Origin of the sequence: Streptomyces sp. NPDC050997 (genome assembly GCF_040660135.1) — a bacterium.
Lineage (GTDB): Bacteria > Actinomycetota > Actinomycetes > Streptomycetales > Streptomycetaceae > Streptomyces.
This window is the reverse complement of sequence record NZ_JBFAGK010000012.1, coordinates 120103-137020: the sequence shown is the minus strand read 5'-3', so window position 1 is coordinate 137020 and position 16918 is coordinate 120103. Positions and strand designations below refer to the sequence as shown.

General features: G+C 71.4%; 14 protein-coding genes and 2 pseudogenes. 2 read left to right on the top strand and 14 right to left on the bottom strand.

The features are described from left to right. Positions 1 to 3: 3 nt before the first annotated feature. From AB0H86_RS26445 to AB0H86_RS26395, 11 genes and pseudogenes are all read right to left on the bottom strand, one after another. Entirely contained in the window at positions 4 to 2460 is a 2457-nt protein-coding gene (locus tag AB0H86_RS26445) for a PEP/pyruvate-binding domain-containing protein (RefSeq protein WP_362443598.1), read from the bottom strand. Positions 2461 to 2706: 246 nt separating this feature from the next. Then, positions 2707 to 3447 (bottom strand): alpha/beta fold hydrolase, encoded by a 741-nt coding sequence (locus tag AB0H86_RS26440; protein ID WP_362443595.1) that lies wholly within the window; start codon positions 3445 to 3447, stop codon positions 2707 to 2709. Between the two features lie 43 nt (positions 3448 to 3490). Continuing rightward, positions 3491 to 5041: a benzoate-CoA ligase family protein gene (locus AB0H86_RS26435; RefSeq protein ID WP_362443592.1), complete on the bottom strand. Its 1551-nt coding sequence runs from the start codon at positions 5039 to 5041 to the stop codon at positions 3491 to 3493. Continuing rightward, positions 5038 to 6246, bottom strand: coding sequence for a beta-ketoacyl synthase N-terminal-like domain-containing protein (locus AB0H86_RS26430; protein WP_362443589.1), 1209 nt, complete (start codon positions 6244 to 6246; stop codon positions 5038 to 5040). Before AB0H86_RS26430 ends, AB0H86_RS26435 begins: the two co-directional genes overlap by 4 nt. 47 nt (positions 6247 to 6293) lie before the next feature. Then, complete coding sequence (locus AB0H86_RS26425; protein ID WP_362443586.1) at positions 6294 to 7511, bottom strand: beta-ketoacyl-[acyl-carrier-protein] synthase family protein; 1218 nt, start codon at positions 7509 to 7511, stop codon at positions 6294 to 6296. Next, positions 7501 to 7743, bottom strand: a complete 243-nt coding sequence (locus tag AB0H86_RS26420; protein WP_362443583.1) for an acyl carrier protein — start codon at positions 7741 to 7743, stop codon at positions 7501 to 7503. Before AB0H86_RS26420 ends, AB0H86_RS26425 begins: the two co-directional genes overlap by 11 nt. Then, on the bottom strand, positions 7740 to 8804 hold the full coding sequence (locus AB0H86_RS26415) for a UbiA family prenyltransferase (RefSeq protein ID WP_362443580.1): 1065 nt from the start codon (positions 8802 to 8804) through the stop codon (positions 7740 to 7742). Before AB0H86_RS26415 ends, AB0H86_RS26420 begins: the two co-directional genes overlap by 4 nt. Position 8805: 1 nt before the next feature. After that, entirely contained in the window at positions 8806 to 10080 is a 1275-nt protein-coding gene (locus AB0H86_RS26410) for a cytochrome P450 (protein WP_362443577.1), read from the bottom strand. 200 nt (positions 10081 to 10280) lie between these two features. Further along, a pseudogene (locus AB0H86_RS26405) lies at positions 10281 to 10935 on the bottom strand (3-deoxy-7-phosphoheptulonate synthase); the annotation flags it as partial. Positions 10936 to 11408: 473 nt separating this feature from the next. After that, positions 11409 to 11678, bottom strand: coding sequence for a hypothetical protein (locus AB0H86_RS26400; RefSeq protein WP_362443574.1), 270 nt, complete (start codon positions 11676 to 11678; stop codon positions 11409 to 11411). A 191-nt stretch (positions 11679 to 11869) separates the two neighbouring features. After that, positions 11870 to 12943 carry a ParB N-terminal domain-containing protein gene (locus AB0H86_RS26395; protein WP_362443571.1) on the bottom strand — a complete coding sequence of 358 codons (1074 nt, stop codon included), beginning with the start codon at positions 12941 to 12943 and terminating at the stop codon, positions 11870 to 11872. 492 nt (positions 12944 to 13435) lie between these two features. Here AB0H86_RS26395 and AB0H86_RS26390 point away from each other — a divergent pair, with 492 nt between their 5' ends. Together AB0H86_RS26390 and AB0H86_RS26385 are read left to right on the top strand one after the other, a co-directional pair. Beyond that, the gene (locus AB0H86_RS26390) at positions 13436 to 13639 is read left to right on the top strand and encodes a hypothetical protein (RefSeq protein ID WP_362443568.1); all 204 of its coding nucleotides are present in this window, start codon (positions 13436 to 13438) and stop codon (positions 13637 to 13639) included. Then, positions 13635 to 13874: a BTAD domain-containing putative transcriptional regulator gene (locus AB0H86_RS26385; RefSeq protein ID WP_362443916.1), complete on the top strand. Its 240-nt coding sequence runs from the start codon at positions 13635 to 13637 to the stop codon at positions 13872 to 13874. The genes AB0H86_RS26390 and AB0H86_RS26385 overlap by 5 nt, the downstream gene beginning before the upstream one ends. A gap of 26 nt (positions 13875 to 13900) precedes the next feature. Here the strand turns inward: AB0H86_RS26385 and AB0H86_RS26380 are convergent. The 3 genes and pseudogenes from AB0H86_RS26380 to hisD form a co-directional block, all read right to left on the bottom strand. Further along, positions 13901 to 14074, bottom strand: a pseudogene (locus AB0H86_RS26380) (Glu/Leu/Phe/Val dehydrogenase); the annotation flags it as partial. 74 nt (positions 14075 to 14148) lie between these two features. Continuing rightward, entirely contained in the window at positions 14149 to 15510 is a 1362-nt protein-coding gene (locus tag AB0H86_RS26375; RefSeq protein ID WP_362443565.1) for an MFS transporter, read from the bottom strand. Between the two features lie 56 nt (positions 15511 to 15566). Then, positions 15567 to 16886 (bottom strand): histidinol dehydrogenase, encoded by a 1320-nt coding sequence (gene hisD, locus AB0H86_RS26370; RefSeq protein ID WP_362443562.1) that lies wholly within the window; start codon positions 16884 to 16886, stop codon positions 15567 to 15569. Between the last annotated feature and the right edge of the window lie 32 nt (positions 16887 to 16918).

Sequence of the window (16918 nt, the reverse complement as noted above, 5' to 3'; positions counted from 1 at the left end):
CGATTACTGCTCGTGGATCTCCACGACGCCGCTCACACCGTCGACGGTGACGAGCATGCCGTCCTTGAGGACCTCGGTGGCGTTGCCGGTGGCCAGCGCGGCCGGGATGCCGTATTCGCGTGCGATGATCGCGGCGTGCGACAGCGCACCGCCCGTGTCGGTCACCAGCGCGCCGATGCTCGGGAAGACCACCGACCAGACCGGCGAGGTGATCGGGCAGACCAGGACGTCACCAGCCCGGATCTTGTCGAACTCGCCCTCGCTGAGCACGACACGGACCACCCCGGTGTAGCGTCCTGCCGAACCCGGCACACCGCGCAGCCGACCGCTCTCGCCCTGCTGGGGCGCGGGAGAGACGCCGCCCATGTGCTGCATCGTCCACGCGAAGCCGCCCATGGTCTCGCGGACCTCGGCCGGCAGCGCGTCCATGGACGGCGGCGGGCCGGGCCGCTCGCCGTATCCGGCCGGGCCGGGGTTCTGCAGCGCCCACCGGTGTTCGCCCCGGCGCTCGGCGACGACCTCCCGGACGTCCCGGGCCTCGAGCAGGGCCTGCGAGACCTCCCGGACTTCCAGGAAGAACACGTGTTCGGCACGCTCCAGGAGACCGCGCTCCACGAGCCGTCCGGCCGCCTCCAGAACGGCCCAGCGCAGAAGGGCGTCGGGTGCGCTGACGGTCCAGTACTCGTTGTCCTCGCGGACCGGGTAGGCGCGTTCGGCGCCGGAGAGCAGGGTGGCGAAGGGCTCGGCCTCGGGCCGGCCAGCGAGTTCCGCGTGGGCCTTGGCCACCGCCTCATGCCGGGCCTGCTCGGCCGACGCGCCGGCCTCGCCGAGGTCGGCGTCCTGGGCGAGCTGGTCGCGCAGCAGGGAGAGAATCAGCTCGGGCCGCTCCGCCAGGGTGGGGTGGGCCAGCTCGTACTGGAGCGCACGGCAGCCGTACTGCGCGCGGTAGGTCTCGAACGCGGCGGCGAACTCCGTGTCCGTCTCCAGCAGGGTGCGCAGGGCGGCAAGGTCGGCCGGCCCGTCGAGGCGCCCCTCGGCGGCGCGGGCCAGTTCGGCCATCGCCAGCGCGGGTCCCGTGCTCTCCGTGGACAGGCCGGTGAGCAGTTCGAAGACCCGGCCATGGTCCCAGCCCAGCACGCCCGTCGTGAACAGGCCGTACCGGCCCAGCGCGATGGACACCGCGCCCAGCAGCCGGAAGTGGACCTCGGTGCCGTCCCGGTGCAGCGCAAGGGTCTCGGCGATGTGCTCGGCGAGCTCCTGGTCGGACAGCGCGGGCAGGTCGGGCCGGCGCAGCCGGTCGATGCGGTCGGCGAAGCGCGGCCGGATCTCCCGCAGCCACTCGTCGATCACCTGGCCGGTCAGGTCCTGACGTACGGCGTCCACGCAGGTGCCGATCCGGGCGGGCGCGTCGGCCGGGTTCAGCGGCAGGGTGCACTGGTAGCGCCAGCCGCCGATGGTGGCGAAGGCCAGCCCCTTGAGCAGCAGGCCGAACTGGGCGCACACCTGCTCGAGGACGGTGTTGTTGTAGTCCAGCAGCTCCCGGGTCATCGGCAGCAGCGGAAGAGGCGCGTGGGTGGTGTCCTTGGCCCAGAAGCCCTGGGGCGCCTCGATGCGGATGGGCACCGGCTCGGGCTCGGCGTCGGCGATCGCGGTGACCGGCCGGGCCTGCAGGAGATGGAGGCGGCCGGCGGCACGGGCCCACTCGATGTCCGTCGGGCCACCCATGACCTCGGCGACCCGCTCCGCCAGCGTGGCGATCTCCTGCGCCTGTGCGGCCGTCAGCGCGCCGTGCCGCCCGGCAGTGTTCACCGGCTCGCCGCCCCCGCCCGCGGGAACGGTCCAGTCGTCGGGGGAGACCTCGCCGGAGACCAGCTGCTCGCCGATACCGCGGACGGCACTGACCAGGACCTCGTCGCGGGAGCCGGTCACGGGGTTGACGGTGAAGGCCACCCCCGCGGTCTCGGCGGGCACCAGCTTCTGCACCAGGACGGCGAGCGGCGCGTCGCCCTCCGCTCCGGTGGCCTCGCGGTAGCCGCGCACCACCGTGGAGAAGCCGGAGGCCCAGCATTCACGGACGGCCGCGTCGAGGTCCTCCGCCCCTTCGACGTCGAGGATCGTCGTGTACTGCCCGGCGTGGGAGGCGTGGGTGCCGTCCTCGTCGATGCCGGAGGACCGGACCGCGAGGGAGCCGCTGAGGTTGTGGGCCACCTCCTCGACCGCGGCGCGGGTGCCGTCGTCGAGCGGGCGTTCGCGGACCGTGTCGGCGGTCACCTCACCGAGCTCCCCCACGTGCCGGACCATCGCCCGTGCCGTGAAGACGAATCCGTCGGGTACGGGGAAGCCGGCCCGGCGCATCTGGGCCAGTACGGCGGCCTTCGCGCCGACCTCGGCGCGATCCAGCGCCCGGGGGTCGTCGAGCGATACCACGAGCGGTGCCGCACTTCCCTTGTCGTTACTCACTCGGCTCTCCTAGCAAGGATGTCAACCATGGTTCTTCCACCCGCGGCCGTCGGCTCGGGCGCTGAGGGGGGACGGTCCACGGACCGTCCGCCGCGGCCGCTCGGCTTCGACGCGGTACGTCGGGCACAGCCGTACGAGGCGACGCTGTGGCGGCTCCGGACTGCGCGGGTGGCGCGGGTGGCAGCGTACAAAGCCGGTCCGCCGCTCGGACAGGACCGCAACTTGCACACCGCGGCGGCACGTGGGTCATCCCGCGGCGGCCGCCACATCGGGCCGCACCGCGTCCTGTTGGCTGATCTCGACCAGTGCCCGCGCGGTCTCGGCGGGCCGTTCGAGGACGTACATGTGCCCGCCCTCCACCAGCCGGACCGACCGGGGCGCGAGCGCGTCGCCCAGCCGCGCCAGGTCGGCGGGCGGGCAGGCCACGTCCTCGGTCCCGCCGAGCAGGTGCGGCGGGGTGTCGAGCGGCTCGGGCGTCCAGCCCCGCTCGCCCAGGTAACCAAGGTCGTGGCGGAGGTTGGGAAGCAGGAACCGCAGCGCGAAGTCCTCGGCCACGTCCAGGTCGGGCAGCATGCCCTGGCGCGTGGCCTCCCGGAACAGCGCGCGGTCGTCCAGGCCCAGCAGCGCGGCCGGGGAATGGTGAGGGCGCGGCGGGGCGGACAGTACCAGGTGCGGGCCCTCGGACGGCAGTGAGCGCAGCTGGGCCATGCGGTGGGCCACCGCGGCACCCAGGCTGTGCCCGAGCACCAGGCCCGGCACCCGCAGGTCTTCCGCCAGCAGGCCGAGGTAGAAGGAGGCCAGACCGTCGAGGCCGGCGGCCCCGTGGGCGGACCCCGCCGGCGGCTGGACGGCGGTGACCTGCCAGTCGGGCGGGGTGTACCGGGCCAGCCGGACGAACGAGCGTGCCGAGCCGCCCGCGAAGGGCAGGCAGATCAGATGGAAGCCGCGCCCCTCCTTCAGTACGACGCGTTCGGGACCGCCTCTCATGTCTGCGCCTCCCTCATGCCTGGCTCTCTCGTCTGTGTGCCTGTCATCGCTGTCGTTCCATCTCCCGCTGCCGTATGAGGAATCGGGCCGTCTTCCCGGTGGACGTGGTGGGCAGGGCGTCGGCCAGACGGACGATGTGCGGGCGTTTGAAGGGCGGCAAGCTGCGGCGCAGCGCTGCCAGCACCTGTCCTCTCAGCGCCTCACCGACGCCGTCCTCGGGCACCACGTGGGCCACGATGCGGACGACGTCGTCCTCGTCGGGCACACCGACCACCGCGCAGGAGTCGACGCCGGGGACGGCGAGGATCGCGTCCTCCACCTCGGTGGGGAGGATCTTCATGCCGCCGACGTTGAGGATGTTGTCGGAGCGGCCGAGGTAGGCCCACCCGTGGGTGGGGTCGTACGTCATGGTGTCGCCGGTGTGCACCCAGCCGTCCCGGAAGGTCTCGGCGGTGAGGTCCGGGCGGTTCCAGTAGCGGTCGGCGACGCTCGGGCCGCGCACCCGCAGATGGCCGATGCCTCCCGCCTCCAACGCGCGCCCGTCGTCGTCGCAGACCTCGGCCGCGAAGCCTGGTACGGGCACCCCGGTGCTGCCGGCCGGGGAGACCCCGGGCACGGTCGCCAGGAAGATGTGCAGGCACTCGGTGGAGCCGAGGCCGTTGACGACGGTGAGTCCGAAGGTCTCCGTGAGCCGGGTGCTCAGCTGAGGGCCCAGGTGCTCCCCGGCCGACACGGCGAGGCGTACGGAGGAGAAGTCGAGGCGCCGGGCGGCCTCGGGCATGGACAGCAAGGCCGCGTACAGCGTCGGCACGGCGAACAGCAGCGTCGGCCGGGTGCGGGCCAACAGGGCGGCCACGGCGTGCGGTTCGGACCGGCCGGCGAACAGTACGGCGCTGGCGCCGACCGAGAAGGGCAGCAGCAGGGAGTTGCCGAAGCCGTAGCCGAACGGCAGCTTCGCCGTGGACAGCACGCGATCCTCGCGGGTGATCCCCAGGTGCCGGCCGAAGCCTTGCGGGAAGGCCAGCAGGCCCCGGTGCAGGTGCACCACGCCCTTCGGGCGGCCGGTGCTGCCGGAGGTGTACTGGATCAGTGCGGGATCCGCGCCGTCGCGTGCGCACACCGTCTCCAGGGGCGTGGCCCCGGCGACGGCCGCGACCATGCTGGTGACCGGCCCGGCGCCCGGTCCGGCGCTCCACACGGTCACCTCCGGGGACCGGGCGGTCAGCTCCCGTGCCAGTTCGCCCTCGGCGTCCTCCACGACGACCACATGGGGGCGGCAATCGGCCACGACGTACCGCTGGTCGTCGACCGGCAGCATCGGGCTCACCGGGACGGGGACGGCGCCCAGCCGCATCGCGGCGAGCGCGCACGCCACCGCGTCGAGGCCGTCCCGCAGCACGATCACCACGCGTTGGCCGGGGCCCGCACCGGCCTCGGCCAGGGCGCCGGCCGTGCCGCAGACCCGCGCGTGCAGCTGACGGTAGGTCAGCTCGCTCTCCTCGGTGACCAGGCAGACCCGGTCACCGGCGTCGTCGCTCAGATGACGGTCCAGGTACCACCAGGCGGCGTTCACCGCCATGTCCTGTGTGTTCACGTGGCCTCCTTGAGATTCGGGGTCGGTGGGGCGAGCAGCACGGCGGTGGCACTTCCGCCCGGGTCCACGCCCAGGCACAGCGCGAGCGGTCCCACCGGGGCCACAGGCGCGCCGCGGTCCTGGTCCGACGGCACGACACCGCGGGCGAGCGCCTCCACGGCCACGACCACGGCCAGCGCCCCGTCGGCGCCGCCGGTGCGTCCGGTGGTCGCCGTGGCGTCGCAGACGGGCACCTTGGGGCCGAACGCGGCCTGCAACGCGACGTGTCCCGGGCCCTCGACGGCCCGGTCGCCGCCCCGGACGGTGACGGCGAAACCCACGTCGGCCGGGAGCCGACCGGCCGCGCGCAGCGCGTCGCGGATTGCCGTGTCAGCGGCCCGGACCAGCTCCCGCATCACGTCCGCGTCGGTGTCGCCGTCGGCGCCTGCGGCGGTGGCACGGCCGGTGCCCAGCACCCGGGCGAGGACGCGGTCGGCGGTGTGCTCGTCCCGCAGGACGACGACGGCCGCCGCCTCTCCTTCCGGCACGTCGTCCGCCCCGGCGCCGTTTGTGCCGGGCACGGCGGGCGACAGGGTGTCCACGCCCCCGGCGACGACGGTGTCGCAGACACTCGAGGTCACCTGCTGGACGCCCACGGCCACCGCGTCCAGGCCGGCCGTCGCCCCGGAGGACAGGGTCAGGTTCGGCCCCCGGGCGGGCAGGTGGATGGACAGCTGGGCGGCCGGGGCGTTGTAGCCGGACTGCGGGCCCCACACGGGGTTGACCGGTCCGCCGACGACCTGGGAAGCGTTGTGGATGGCGAGGTACTCGTTACGGCCGGCGCGCAGGGTGCCCAGGACCACGCCCGTACGGTCGGGGTCCGCGCCCGTGCCCAGGCCGGCTCCGGCGGCGTGCGCGGCGTACAGCAGGAGGCGGCCGTCGCGGCTCATGGCCCGGGCCGCGCGGGCGCCGACCAGGTCGGTGAGGTCGAGCGGGGTCTGGACGTGGGCCGCGAACACCTCGGTGTCGTCCGTCTCCCCCGGTTCCGAGTGGGCGGCGGCCGGAAGGGGGTTGCTGACGAGCGGGATGCTCCGGGTGGTGAAGGGGCGCCGGCCGGCCAGCAGATCCTCGAAGAGCTCGGCGACCGAGGTGCCGGAAGCGGTCACCGCTCCGGCAGCGGTGACCGCGGCGCCGGTCGGGGGCAGTGACGGATTCGGTGTACGCACATCAATCCCTTAGGCAGGTATGACGAGTTGGCGAGAGCGTCGGAGCCTCAGCCGGAGTACCGGGCGAGCACGATCGCCGAGGTGTTCCCGCCGAACCCGAAGGCGTTGCTGAGGGCGACCCGCACGGGCATGTCCCGCGCGGGCCCCCGGACGATGTCCACGCCCGCGCAGCTGTCGTCGACCTCCCGCAGCGTGGGGTTGCCGGGGACGCGGCCTCGCTGGATGGCGAGGACGCAGGCGATGGCCTCCACGGCACTGGCCCCGCCCTGGGAGTGGCCGAGCATGCCCTTGATGGACGACACGGCAGGCCGGGCGCCCCGGGGCCCGAAGTACTCGGACAGACAGGCCGCTTCCAGGGAGTCGTTGGCTGGGGTGCCGGTCCCGTGCGCACTGACGTAGTCGACATCGCGCGGGTCGATCCCGGCCTGCGCGAGGCTCTCCTCCACGCAGCGCAGCATGCCGAGCCCTTGTGGGTGCGGGGCCGTCATGTGGTGGGCGTCGGCCGCGAGCGCGTAGCCCGGCAATTCGGCAAGGACGGTGGCGCCACGCCGTACGGCGTGGTCCAGGGACTCCAGCACGAGGATGCCCGCGCCTTCGGAGGGCATCATTCCGCGCCGGTCGCGGTCGAAGGGCCGTACGACGTCGGCGGCGAGCGCACGCAGCGTGGTGAAGAGCCGGAACACGGCTTCCGAGAGCTCGTCCACGCCGCCGGCCACCATGGCGTCGGCCTGTCCGAAGCGAATGCAGTCGGCGGCCATCGCCAAGGCGGTGTTGCCCGCCGCGCAGCCGGCCGCGACGACATGCAGCGGGCCGCGCAGACCGAAGGCGCGCCCGGGTTCCTGGGCCAGTATCTGCGGTGAGTCCCAGGCCGGGTCGGCGTCGAGAGGGCGGCCCTGGCGGCGCAGTTCCTCCAGGTGCGGGCGGGTGCCCATGACCGTTCCCACGACGATCCCGGTCCGCTCCAGGCCATGGTGGTCCAGCAGCTTGGCGTCGCGCAGGGCGGCCTCGACCGAGTGGTGGACGTAGCGCAGGGAGCGTGGGGTGCGGCGGCCGTCCGGGGTCAGCGGGGCCGTCAGAGACGGGTCACTGACCTCGGCGGCGTGGTGGGTGGGGTAGCCGTCGGTGGGGAAACGGGTGACGGGTGCGGTGGCGACCGTGCCGACGGTGACGTTGTGCCAGAACTCCTCGACGTCGGTCCCGAGCGGTGTGGCGAGCCCCATGCCCGTCACCACGACACGGTGGCGGCCTCGGGCGTCACGAAACATGTTGGGCGACCTGACGGGTGAAGTCCTCGACTGTGTCGCTGACGGCGACCTGCTCGTGCGTGAGCGAGCAGGTGAACCGAGCCTCGAGGTGGGCGACTATCTCCAGCTTCTGCAGCGAGTCGCCGCCGAGATCGTCGTAGAAACGCGCCCGCGGGGACACCTCCTCGGCGGGCAGGGTCAGGACGCTCGCGACGACGTCAGTGACCACGGCGCGGATGTCGGTCTCGTTCATGAGTGCTCCTTGACGGTGGAAGCCGGGATCAACAGCCGGACCCAGCGGCGCAGTTGGGTCAGCGTCAGGCCGCCGGACCAGTGCAGGGCCTTGCTCGCCACGAGCCAGTAGGCGACGCCCGCGGTGACCGCGACGGCCGTGGCCCGAGTCGGGGCGCAGGCCAGCAGGCACAGCGCCAGGAAGTAGAAGGTGTACTGGTGCATCACCTCACGGGCCGCCTCGCGGTCGGGCGCGGCATGGGCCCGGGACGCGGCGGCGACCACGAGCACCGACACCACCACGAGCGGAAGGGACGCCAGGGCGGACGCCGGCAGGTGGCCCAGGGCGACGTAGAGCGCCAGCAGGAGGAACGGTGCCCCGATGAAGGCGTACACGGCGGCGCCCCGGCCGATCCTGGCCAGCGCGAGCCACAGGCTGGAATAGCCCAGCCGCCGGTCGCCCTCGACGTCGGTGATGTCCTTGATGCCGGACAGGCCCAGGCTGAAGGCGGCGAGCACGGAGACGGCCGGCAGCACCGGCGACAGCAGGACGTCCCGCCCGCCGTACACCGCCCAGCCCGTGAGCAGCGGCGTGATGAGGGGCGCGGTCAGCGCGAGCAGGGACAGCACGCGGTGGCGTTTGAAGGCCGGGCCGATCGAGTAGCCGATCGCCACCCCGATGTCGACGAGCAGCAGGGCGGGTAGGCCTAGGCCGGGGTGCCACCAGGTCAGGGCCGCGCCGATGAGCACGAACACCCCCCAGGACAGCACGGCCACCGCGGTGAGCCGAGACCATCCGAACTCCTCGCACAACCGGGTGCGTTCGGGCCGGTTGACCTCGTCGGCCGCCCGGTCCGCGATGCGGTTCACCGACTCGGTGCCCAGGCAGTAGGCCAGCCACATGGGCACGCCGAGGAGAGCCAGGCCCACACCGAGGCGACCGCACGCGGCGAGGCCGACGGCGAAGCCCACCCAGTAGTAGGCGGTGAAGCGGACGCTGCAGCTGCGCAACAGGAGCAGCAGCGCCCGGCCCGCGGTCGGCCGCCCCGTGCGGTGGGCCCGGGCGGTCAGTGGTGGGCCCACGTCAACTCACCCGCTTCCGCACCATGACCGGCAGGCGCGCCGGACCGCGCAGTCCCATGCCGGGCTTGTACGCGACGGTCTCCTCGGCCAGGGCGAGCGAGGTGATGCGCGCCGTCAGGCCGCGCAGGGCCTCTTCGGCCATCATCGTGGCCAGCGGGGCGCCCAGGCAGTAGTGGATCCCCCGACCGAACGACAGGTGATTCGGGCCCTTCCGCTCGATGTCCAGGGTGTCGGGCTCGGGGAAGACCCGCTCGTCCCGGTTGGCAGAGGCGACCAACAGGATCACCGCGTCGCCCGGCTCGATGACATGGCCGTGCAGCTCCATGCGTTCCAGGGCGATACGGCCGACCTGATGGGCCGGCGGCTCCAGCCGCATGACCTCGTCGAGCGTGGCGTCCGTCGTCTCCGGCTGCTCGGCGAGCCGGGTGAACGCCTTCGGCTGCCGGGCGAAGACGACGGCGGCGTTGCCCAACAGGTTGGAGAAGGTCTCCTGCGCGGCGACCACCAGCAGCACACAGGTTGCGGCGATCTCCTGGGTGGTCAGCATGCTGCCCTGGTCGCGGGCCCGGACCAGTTGGGAGACGAGGTCCTGGCCGTCGCCGTCGGCGCGCTCCTCGGCCAGCTTCAGGAAGTACGAGGTGCACGCGGCGACGGCGGTACGGCGGGCCTCGGCGACCTCGGGAGGCAGCGCGACGTCCAGGTCCAGCAGCCCGGCGATCTCGACCGACCACCGGGTGAACTGCGCCTGCTCCTCGGCCGGGATACCCAGCATCGTGCCGAGCACGCGGATCGGCATCGGGGTGGCCAGCCGCTCCATGAGGTCGAAGCGCTCGGGCAGTTCGCCGAGCAGCTCCTCCACGGTGGCGGCGACCGAGACGCGCAGGTCCTTGATCATGGCCGGAGTGAAGGCCTGGGACACCAGACCGCGCAGCCGGGTGTGCTCCGGCGGATCGGTCAGCATGAACAGCTTGGCGTCCCAGTCGTCCAGGCCGAGGCCCAGGAAGGGCGGCGGGTTGTCCCCGGCCTCGCCCATGATCTGCTGGAAGAACTTGGAGTTGGCGAAGTCCTTTCCCATACGTCGGTCCCGCAGGAGGAGTTCGCAGTCCTCGTAGCGGCTCACCAGAAACGCGCCGAGCGGGCCGCGCAGCACCGGGAACTGGTCCCGGAGCCTGCCGTACGCGGGAAACGGGTCGGCCTGGAAGGCCCCATCGGCGGGATTGAAGGGCAATTCGGCGCCTCCCGCCACGAAAGACGGCGAACCCGCGCTCTCAGTCATTTCAGATGCCTTTCCGTCACGAGCAGCCAAGGGAAACAGCAGGGGAACGGGACGTCAACTGCGGTCGACCGTCTGAAATCAAACGGCCGACCGCAGTTGAACAAGGCAGTTGAACAAGGCGGTTGTGCAGGCGGTCACCGAAATGGAAAGAGACGCAGCCGAGCAAGCGGGGATTTTCCTCGGTTGCACAGCGGCACGGCTCAGCCCCTGAGCATCTGGGCCAGGAGGAAGGCCAGTTCCAGCGACTGGCGGTGGTTCAGGCGCGGGTCGCACGCCGTCTCGTACCGTCGGTGCAGGTCCCGGACGAACAACCCGTCGCCACCACCCAGGCACTCTGTGACGTCGTCGCCGGTGAACTCCACGTGGACGCCGCCGGCGTGCGTGCCCGGCGTCCGGTGCACCTGGAAGAAGCCGCGGACCTCGTCCAGGATGTCGTCGAAGCGGCGGGTCTTGTGGCCGCCGGCGGCCTCGAAGGTGTTGCCGTGCATCGGATCGCACACCCAGGTCACGGCGACGCCGTTGGCCGTCACCTTCTCCACCAGGGCGGGCAGCAGGTCGCGGATGCGTTCCGCGCCCATGCGGGTCACGAACGTCAGACGGCCCGGCAGGTTGCCGGGTTGAGCCGGTCGGCGTACGCGAGGGCCTCGTCGGCGGTGACGGTCGGCCCGAGCTTGACCCCGACGGATTTGCGGACGCGGGAGAAGTACTCGACGTGCGCTCCGCCAGGTCGCGGGTGCGCTCCCCGATCCACAGGAAACGGCCGCTGCCGGCGTACGGCAGTCCGGTGCGCCGGTCGATGCGGGTCATGGCGTCCTCATAGTCCAGTAGCAGCCCCTCGTGCCCGGTGAAGAACTCCGCGCCACGCAGGGCGTCCGGGGCCGCGCCACGCACCGTCACCTGCCGCACACCGGACGACCAGCCGTTGTGCAGTCGCTGCACGTCGAAGAGGAGGGGTCGGCCCGGGCCCCGCCGCGCAGGAGGGCCTGCGCGAGTAGTTGACCGCCGAAGACGCGGGGCGGGGACGCCACGGGCCTCCTTCCGCGGAAGAGGAACGGACCGATTTCCTCCAGGTTCAGCACCCCCCCATGAGCGGGCCCATCACGAGTGTGCCTTTCCGACGGCTTGCATTTCTGGCATGGGATGAAGATTCCAATCCGCACTCAAGTGGAAAACGCTCGGCTGGAAAACACGAGTGCACCTGACTGGTCCGGATCGGAAGTCCGGGCGAAAAACTTCCGGCAGCCTAGCCCTTTCAGTGATTGTGCGAACTACCGTGTTTGCGGGGCCTATTTCCCGGTTGCACAGGGAATTCAATCGGCCGAGCCACGTCAGTTCCTCGGGCGACAGCACCAGATGGGCGGTTTCGAGAGGTAGTTGACGCGGCTCCAGATCGACTCCCACCGTACGGAAGGCGGCCCACTCCCCGGCGAGGGCGAGCGCCACCCACGGGAGTGGCTCAGCGGGGCGACGGCACCGTCAGGCACCCTCGGCCGCCGCCCCTCGTACCGGATAGCGGCCGCACAGCACCCAACGGCCCGCAGCGCCCGCCGCAGCACCCACCGCCCGGCCAGGAACTCCTGCCGCCGCGCCCTCCCCATCCCCCGGCCGGCCCGAGGGCGAGGCCCTGTTCACGGAGAGCGGCCGCAGAGCGAGGCGTACGGACGGGCCCAGCCTCTCCCAGCAGCGTCCTGATCAGCCGGACGCGAAACATTCCCAACGGGCGGCCCGTCCAAGGAAGGCCGGCGGCCGGCATGCCGGCCTGCCGGGGCACGACGGTGCGGGCGGGGCCTCAGGCCGCGGGGACCACGGCCACCTCGTCGGCCTCGACGCGGGCGGCGAAGCGCTGCCACTGCAAAGCGCACTCCATGGCCAGCGCCGAGATGACCTCCGCGCGATGGCGCGGGACCGATCGGGCGATATTGTCCCAGCGTTGCGGGTGCAGGACGTGCATCTCCATCATGCGCAGCAGTTGCCTGCCGTCCTCGCTCAGCCGCAGCGAGGGGTCACGGCACATGCTGCGGAAAATGTCGACGCGGTCGAAGTCGTCCGCGGGGCACTCCGGACGGTCGTCCGCCGCCCAGTCCGGTAACCCGGCCCGTCGCGGCTCCAGCCACGATGCGGCCTCCGCAGCCAGCGGCGCGGGGGGCTTCTCGCCGCGCCGGCGGTCGGGCACGATGTCCTCGCCCCGGTCGAGGCGGGCGCGGACGTCGCGGACGGTGCCCGGTGAGACGCCGGCCTGCTTCGCGATGGCACGCAGCGAGGCGTGTGGGGACTCGAGGATGAGCTGTCCGGCGATACGACGGCCCTCCGCGCTGTTCAGCGGGCGCGCCCGGCCGTCCCGCCCGATCCGGGTGGCGGCCTCGCCGACACCGCCGAGCTTCTTGCGCTGGGCGCCCACGGTCTTGGACGTCAGCCCGGTGACCAGGGCGATGGACCGGTCGGACCATCCGGGGTGCGAGCCGAGGATGCGGATGGCCGCGGCCCTGCGTTCGGCGAGGGAGAGCGGCAGACCGTGCCGAACGTTCGCCTCGACGGCGAGGACGAAGGCGTCCTCCACGGGCCCGTCGAAGAACCGGACCGCGACCTCTGTCTCGCCGCGCACGACCGCGGCTTTCAGGCGGTGCAGCCCGTCGACGATCTGCATCGTGGCACGGTGTACGACGAGAGGCGGCAGGTCCGCGTCGGACTCCGCCAGCAGACGCACGTGCTCCTCGTCCTGCGTCTTGCGGCGAGGCGAGTCCCCGGGCAGAAGCGAAGCGACCGGGACGTGGTGCACCTCCGAAAGCGGCGGCTCGGCAGCGCTGACTCTTGGGCGGTCCGCCTCGTGCGTGGGCGCCTGCTGTCCGTGGTCGCCAAATGTCATATCGCTGACACCTTCCCCGCTGGCTACGTGTTACATCGACGCGGGAGATTACAAACCAGACGTCTTGTTTTCAATGCAGCCCGAAAGGAAGTGCGCAACTGAGGAAGTTCCTCAGTTGCCGCCCATCCTGACGGGCAATTAAGTATAGAACTGATAAATCACCCAGCATTGCAGGTCACAAGGCGCCGAAAACGGACCACCCGATCCACAGGTTGGCCCGACGGAGGAGCAAGCTAACGGCACGGATGGCCTGTTACCACCCGTCTCTTTTACCTTCCCTTGACCTTTCTCCGAGGAGCCGCACATGCAGCCCCAAGCGGCTGCGGGCGACCTGCCGAACCGCGCGGCCCGCCGCGCAGGGCAGCTTCCAGGCGCTCATCGACTCCTCGCACGCCATCGCCGCGCCGCTGAGAGAGAACGTCGTCGCGCGCGCGGGCTTCCTTCTCGGCCAGGAGCCCACCCGGAAATCGGAGTTGCCTCTGCATCACGGTGATGGCCGCCGCCGTGGGGTTCGAGGCGCTCGGCCGGAGCAACGACCGCCGACTGTCCCGGCAGACGCTCACCTCGTTCTGGCGCCTGCTGTTGCCACGCATCTGCCTGCCGGGCCGGGCGTGCGAGCTCGATCCGGCCGGCACAGCACCACACCGGGTTGATGGCACCAGTCGATATTCCATATCCATGATGGCTATCGATTAGTCAGAACAACGTCAGAACGACTCACAGGAAATGGCACGTCCCTCACTCGCTCGAGCGCGTTGCGGGCCGGCTCACGCTCGCCTTGTACCGCGGCGGGCTCATCGCCGACGCCCTGACGCACTATCAGACGGCCCCGGGACGCCTGGTGGAGGTGCTGGGCACCGACCCCCGACCGGCACTTCACGCCGGTGGCCTTCGTCGGACGCGACCGCGAACTCGACTTGCTGGAAGGTGAGTTGAAGGAGCCGACGCACGATAGACCCGGTGGGTCATGTCCCGGGCGAGACCGGCGACCTCCTCCTCCGTGACCCAGGTGGTCATCCGTACGCCGCCCATGGCCAGGCCGTCGTACAGCGAGTCGACGACGACCCAGCCCGTGAGGGGGCCGCCTCTGACCGAAGCGGCCCCCGACTCCCCCGCCGGCGGGTGGAGCAGTCACGACGGGCTTCCACCGGGCGCCGAGGATACGCACTGCGTCTGTAGGCGCAGGCGGGGACAGCGCGGTCGGATCAGTGTGACGACAAGGCCTGCGTGTCGTCCGTGTGGGTGGGAACGGCGCCGATCTCGTTCAGTTCGCGGTCTCGGCGGTCGGGGGCGAACGCGATCGCCGCCATCGCGATCAGAGTCGTCACGATCACGAAACCGATCACCATCCACAGGCTGCCGTCGGCCCATAGAACCATCGCGCTGGCCAGTGCCGGGGTGAAGCTTGCGAGCAGGATCGATGCCATCTGGTACCCGATCGAGATGCCGGAGTACCGCACCGAGGTGGGGAACATCTCGCAGTACAGCGCGGGCAGCGGCGCGTAGACCATGGCGTGCCCGAGGGCGAGGAACAGCACCACCCCAGCCACGATCGCCCACAGGTGTCCGGTGTGGACCAGCGCGAAGCTGGGCCACGTGGTGGCCACGATCAGCGCGCCGCCGATGAGGAAGGTCCGCACCCGTCCGATGCGATCGGACAGGGCTCCGAACACGGGGATCATGACGATGTTCACCGCCGCACCGATCATCGACGCCGTCAGGCCGTAGCTCCTCGGCGCACCGAGCGTGGTGGTGACGTAGGACAGGATGAAGGTGGTGAACAGGTAGTAGTTCCCGGCCTCGGCGAACCGGCCGAAGATGGTGATCAGCAGCGGCTTGCGGTGATCGCGGAAGAGAATCGCCGCGGGCGCCTTGCGGCGTTCGAGCTCAGCGTCCATCTTGGCCTTCTCGGCGAGGAAGGCCGGGCTTTCGGTGGCGCGCAGCCGGATGAAGAAGCCGATGCCGGCCAGCACGACGCTGAACAGGAACGGCAGCCGCCAGCCCCACACCTCGAAGGCGTCGCCGGAGATCCACGATGCGAACGACACCGCGGCAGTGCCGAGCAGCAGTCCCGAGGAGACCCCGATCTGCGGCCAGGAGCCGAAGTACCCGCGCCGGCCCTGCGGCGCGCTCTCCACCGCGACGATGGCCGCCCCGCCCCACTCGCCGCCGACGGCGAAGCCCTGTGCCAGCCGCAGCACGCACAGCAGCAGCGGCGCCGCCACCCCGATCTGCTGATAGGTCGGCACGAAGCCGATCGCCGCGGTCGCCACCGTCATGATCGAGAAAGTGAGGATCAGCGTGGACTTGCGTCCGATCCGGTCCCCGAGATGCCCGGCGACGAACGCGCCGATCGGGCGGGCCAGGAAACCGACGCCGAACGTGGCGAGCGAGACGATCTGGCCGACACCGGGGGCGAAGTTCGGGAAAAACAGATGCCCGAACACCAGTGCGGCGGCGACTCCGTAAATCGTGTACTCGTACCACTCGACGATCGCGCCGATGGTGCCGGACTGCAGTGATCGACGACGGATCTGCTCCGGCGTCGGAGGGGTGGCGGTGGGCATGGGATCTCCGTTGATCGAGGGCGAGCGGGACAGGGTGAGCGGGAGAGGGCGGGGTGTCAGGCGCGGACGGTCTCGAAGTGGTCGGTCCACGGCAGCGTGACACCGGCGTACTTGGCAGCCCGGACGTCGCCGGAGCGGGCGTGACCCTCGAACAGTTCGACTCGGGCAGCCCGGCCGCAGAGCACGCCGAGGTCGGCCGACGCCTTCGGGTCGCGCACCTCCTGGTAGGTGGCGGTGCGCAGGTACATGCCCACCCACAGTCCGCCGGTGTAGCGGGCCGCGCCACGGGTCGGCAGCACGTGGTTGGTGCCGATCACCTTGTCGCCGTAGGAGACGCAGGTGCCCTCGCCGAGGAACAGGGCGCCGTAGGCGTGCATCTTGTCCAGTGCCTCGCGGGGGTTCCCGGTGAGGACCTGGACGTGCTCGAAGGCGAATTCGTCGGCGATCCGGTAGGCCTCCTCCAGGTCGTCGGCGAGGAGGATCTGGCCGTGGTCGCGCCAGGCCTGGCCGGCGATGTCGCCGGTCTGCAGGCCGGGCAGGATGTCGGCGATGTGCCGCTGCACCTCGTCGGCGACGCGCTCACTGGTCGTCACCAGCACGGCGGGTGAGTCCGGGCCGTGCTCCGCCTGCGAGAGCAGGTCGACGGCGACGACGAACGGGTCGGCGGCGTCATCGGCCACGATCAGGATCTCCGTGGGGCCGGCGAACAGGTCGATACCGACCTCGCCGAACAGCTGGCGCTTGGCCTCGGCCACGTAGGCGTTGCCGGGCCCGGCCAGCATGTCCACCGGCGTCACCGTCTCGGTTCCCACGCTCATCGCGGCGATCGCCTGGACGCCGCCGAGGATGTAGATCTCGTCCGCGCCGGCAAGGTACATCGCGGCGACGGTCGCGGCGGGGATCTCGCCCCGGATCGGCGGAGTGCAGGCGACCACGCGCGGCACACCAGCGGCCTTGGCGGTCACGATCGTCATGTGCGCGGAAGCCGTCAGCGGGTAGCGGCCGCCGGGGATGTACGCACCGACGGACTGGATCGGCACGTGCCGGTGGCCGAGAAACACACCCGGCGCGGTCTCGACCTCGATCTCCGCCATCGACTCCCGCTGCGCCTCGGCGAAGCGGCGGACGTTGGCCTGGACGGTCTTGATGTCCTCGATGACCTGAGGGTCGAGCGTGCCGATGATCTCGGCGAGCCGTTCGTCGCTCAGGCGGAAGGACTCCGGCTCCCAGCCGTCGAAACGCGCCGACAGCTCGCGGACTGCTTCGTCGCCGCGGCTGCGCACTTCGGCGATCAGCTCGCGGACGGCCTGGCCGACGGTGTCGTTACCGGACGGTGCGGTGGACGAGGTGACGGCGGCCTTGAGGGTGCGGGGCACATCCAGCTCCATTTCTCGCTGTGGATACGTAT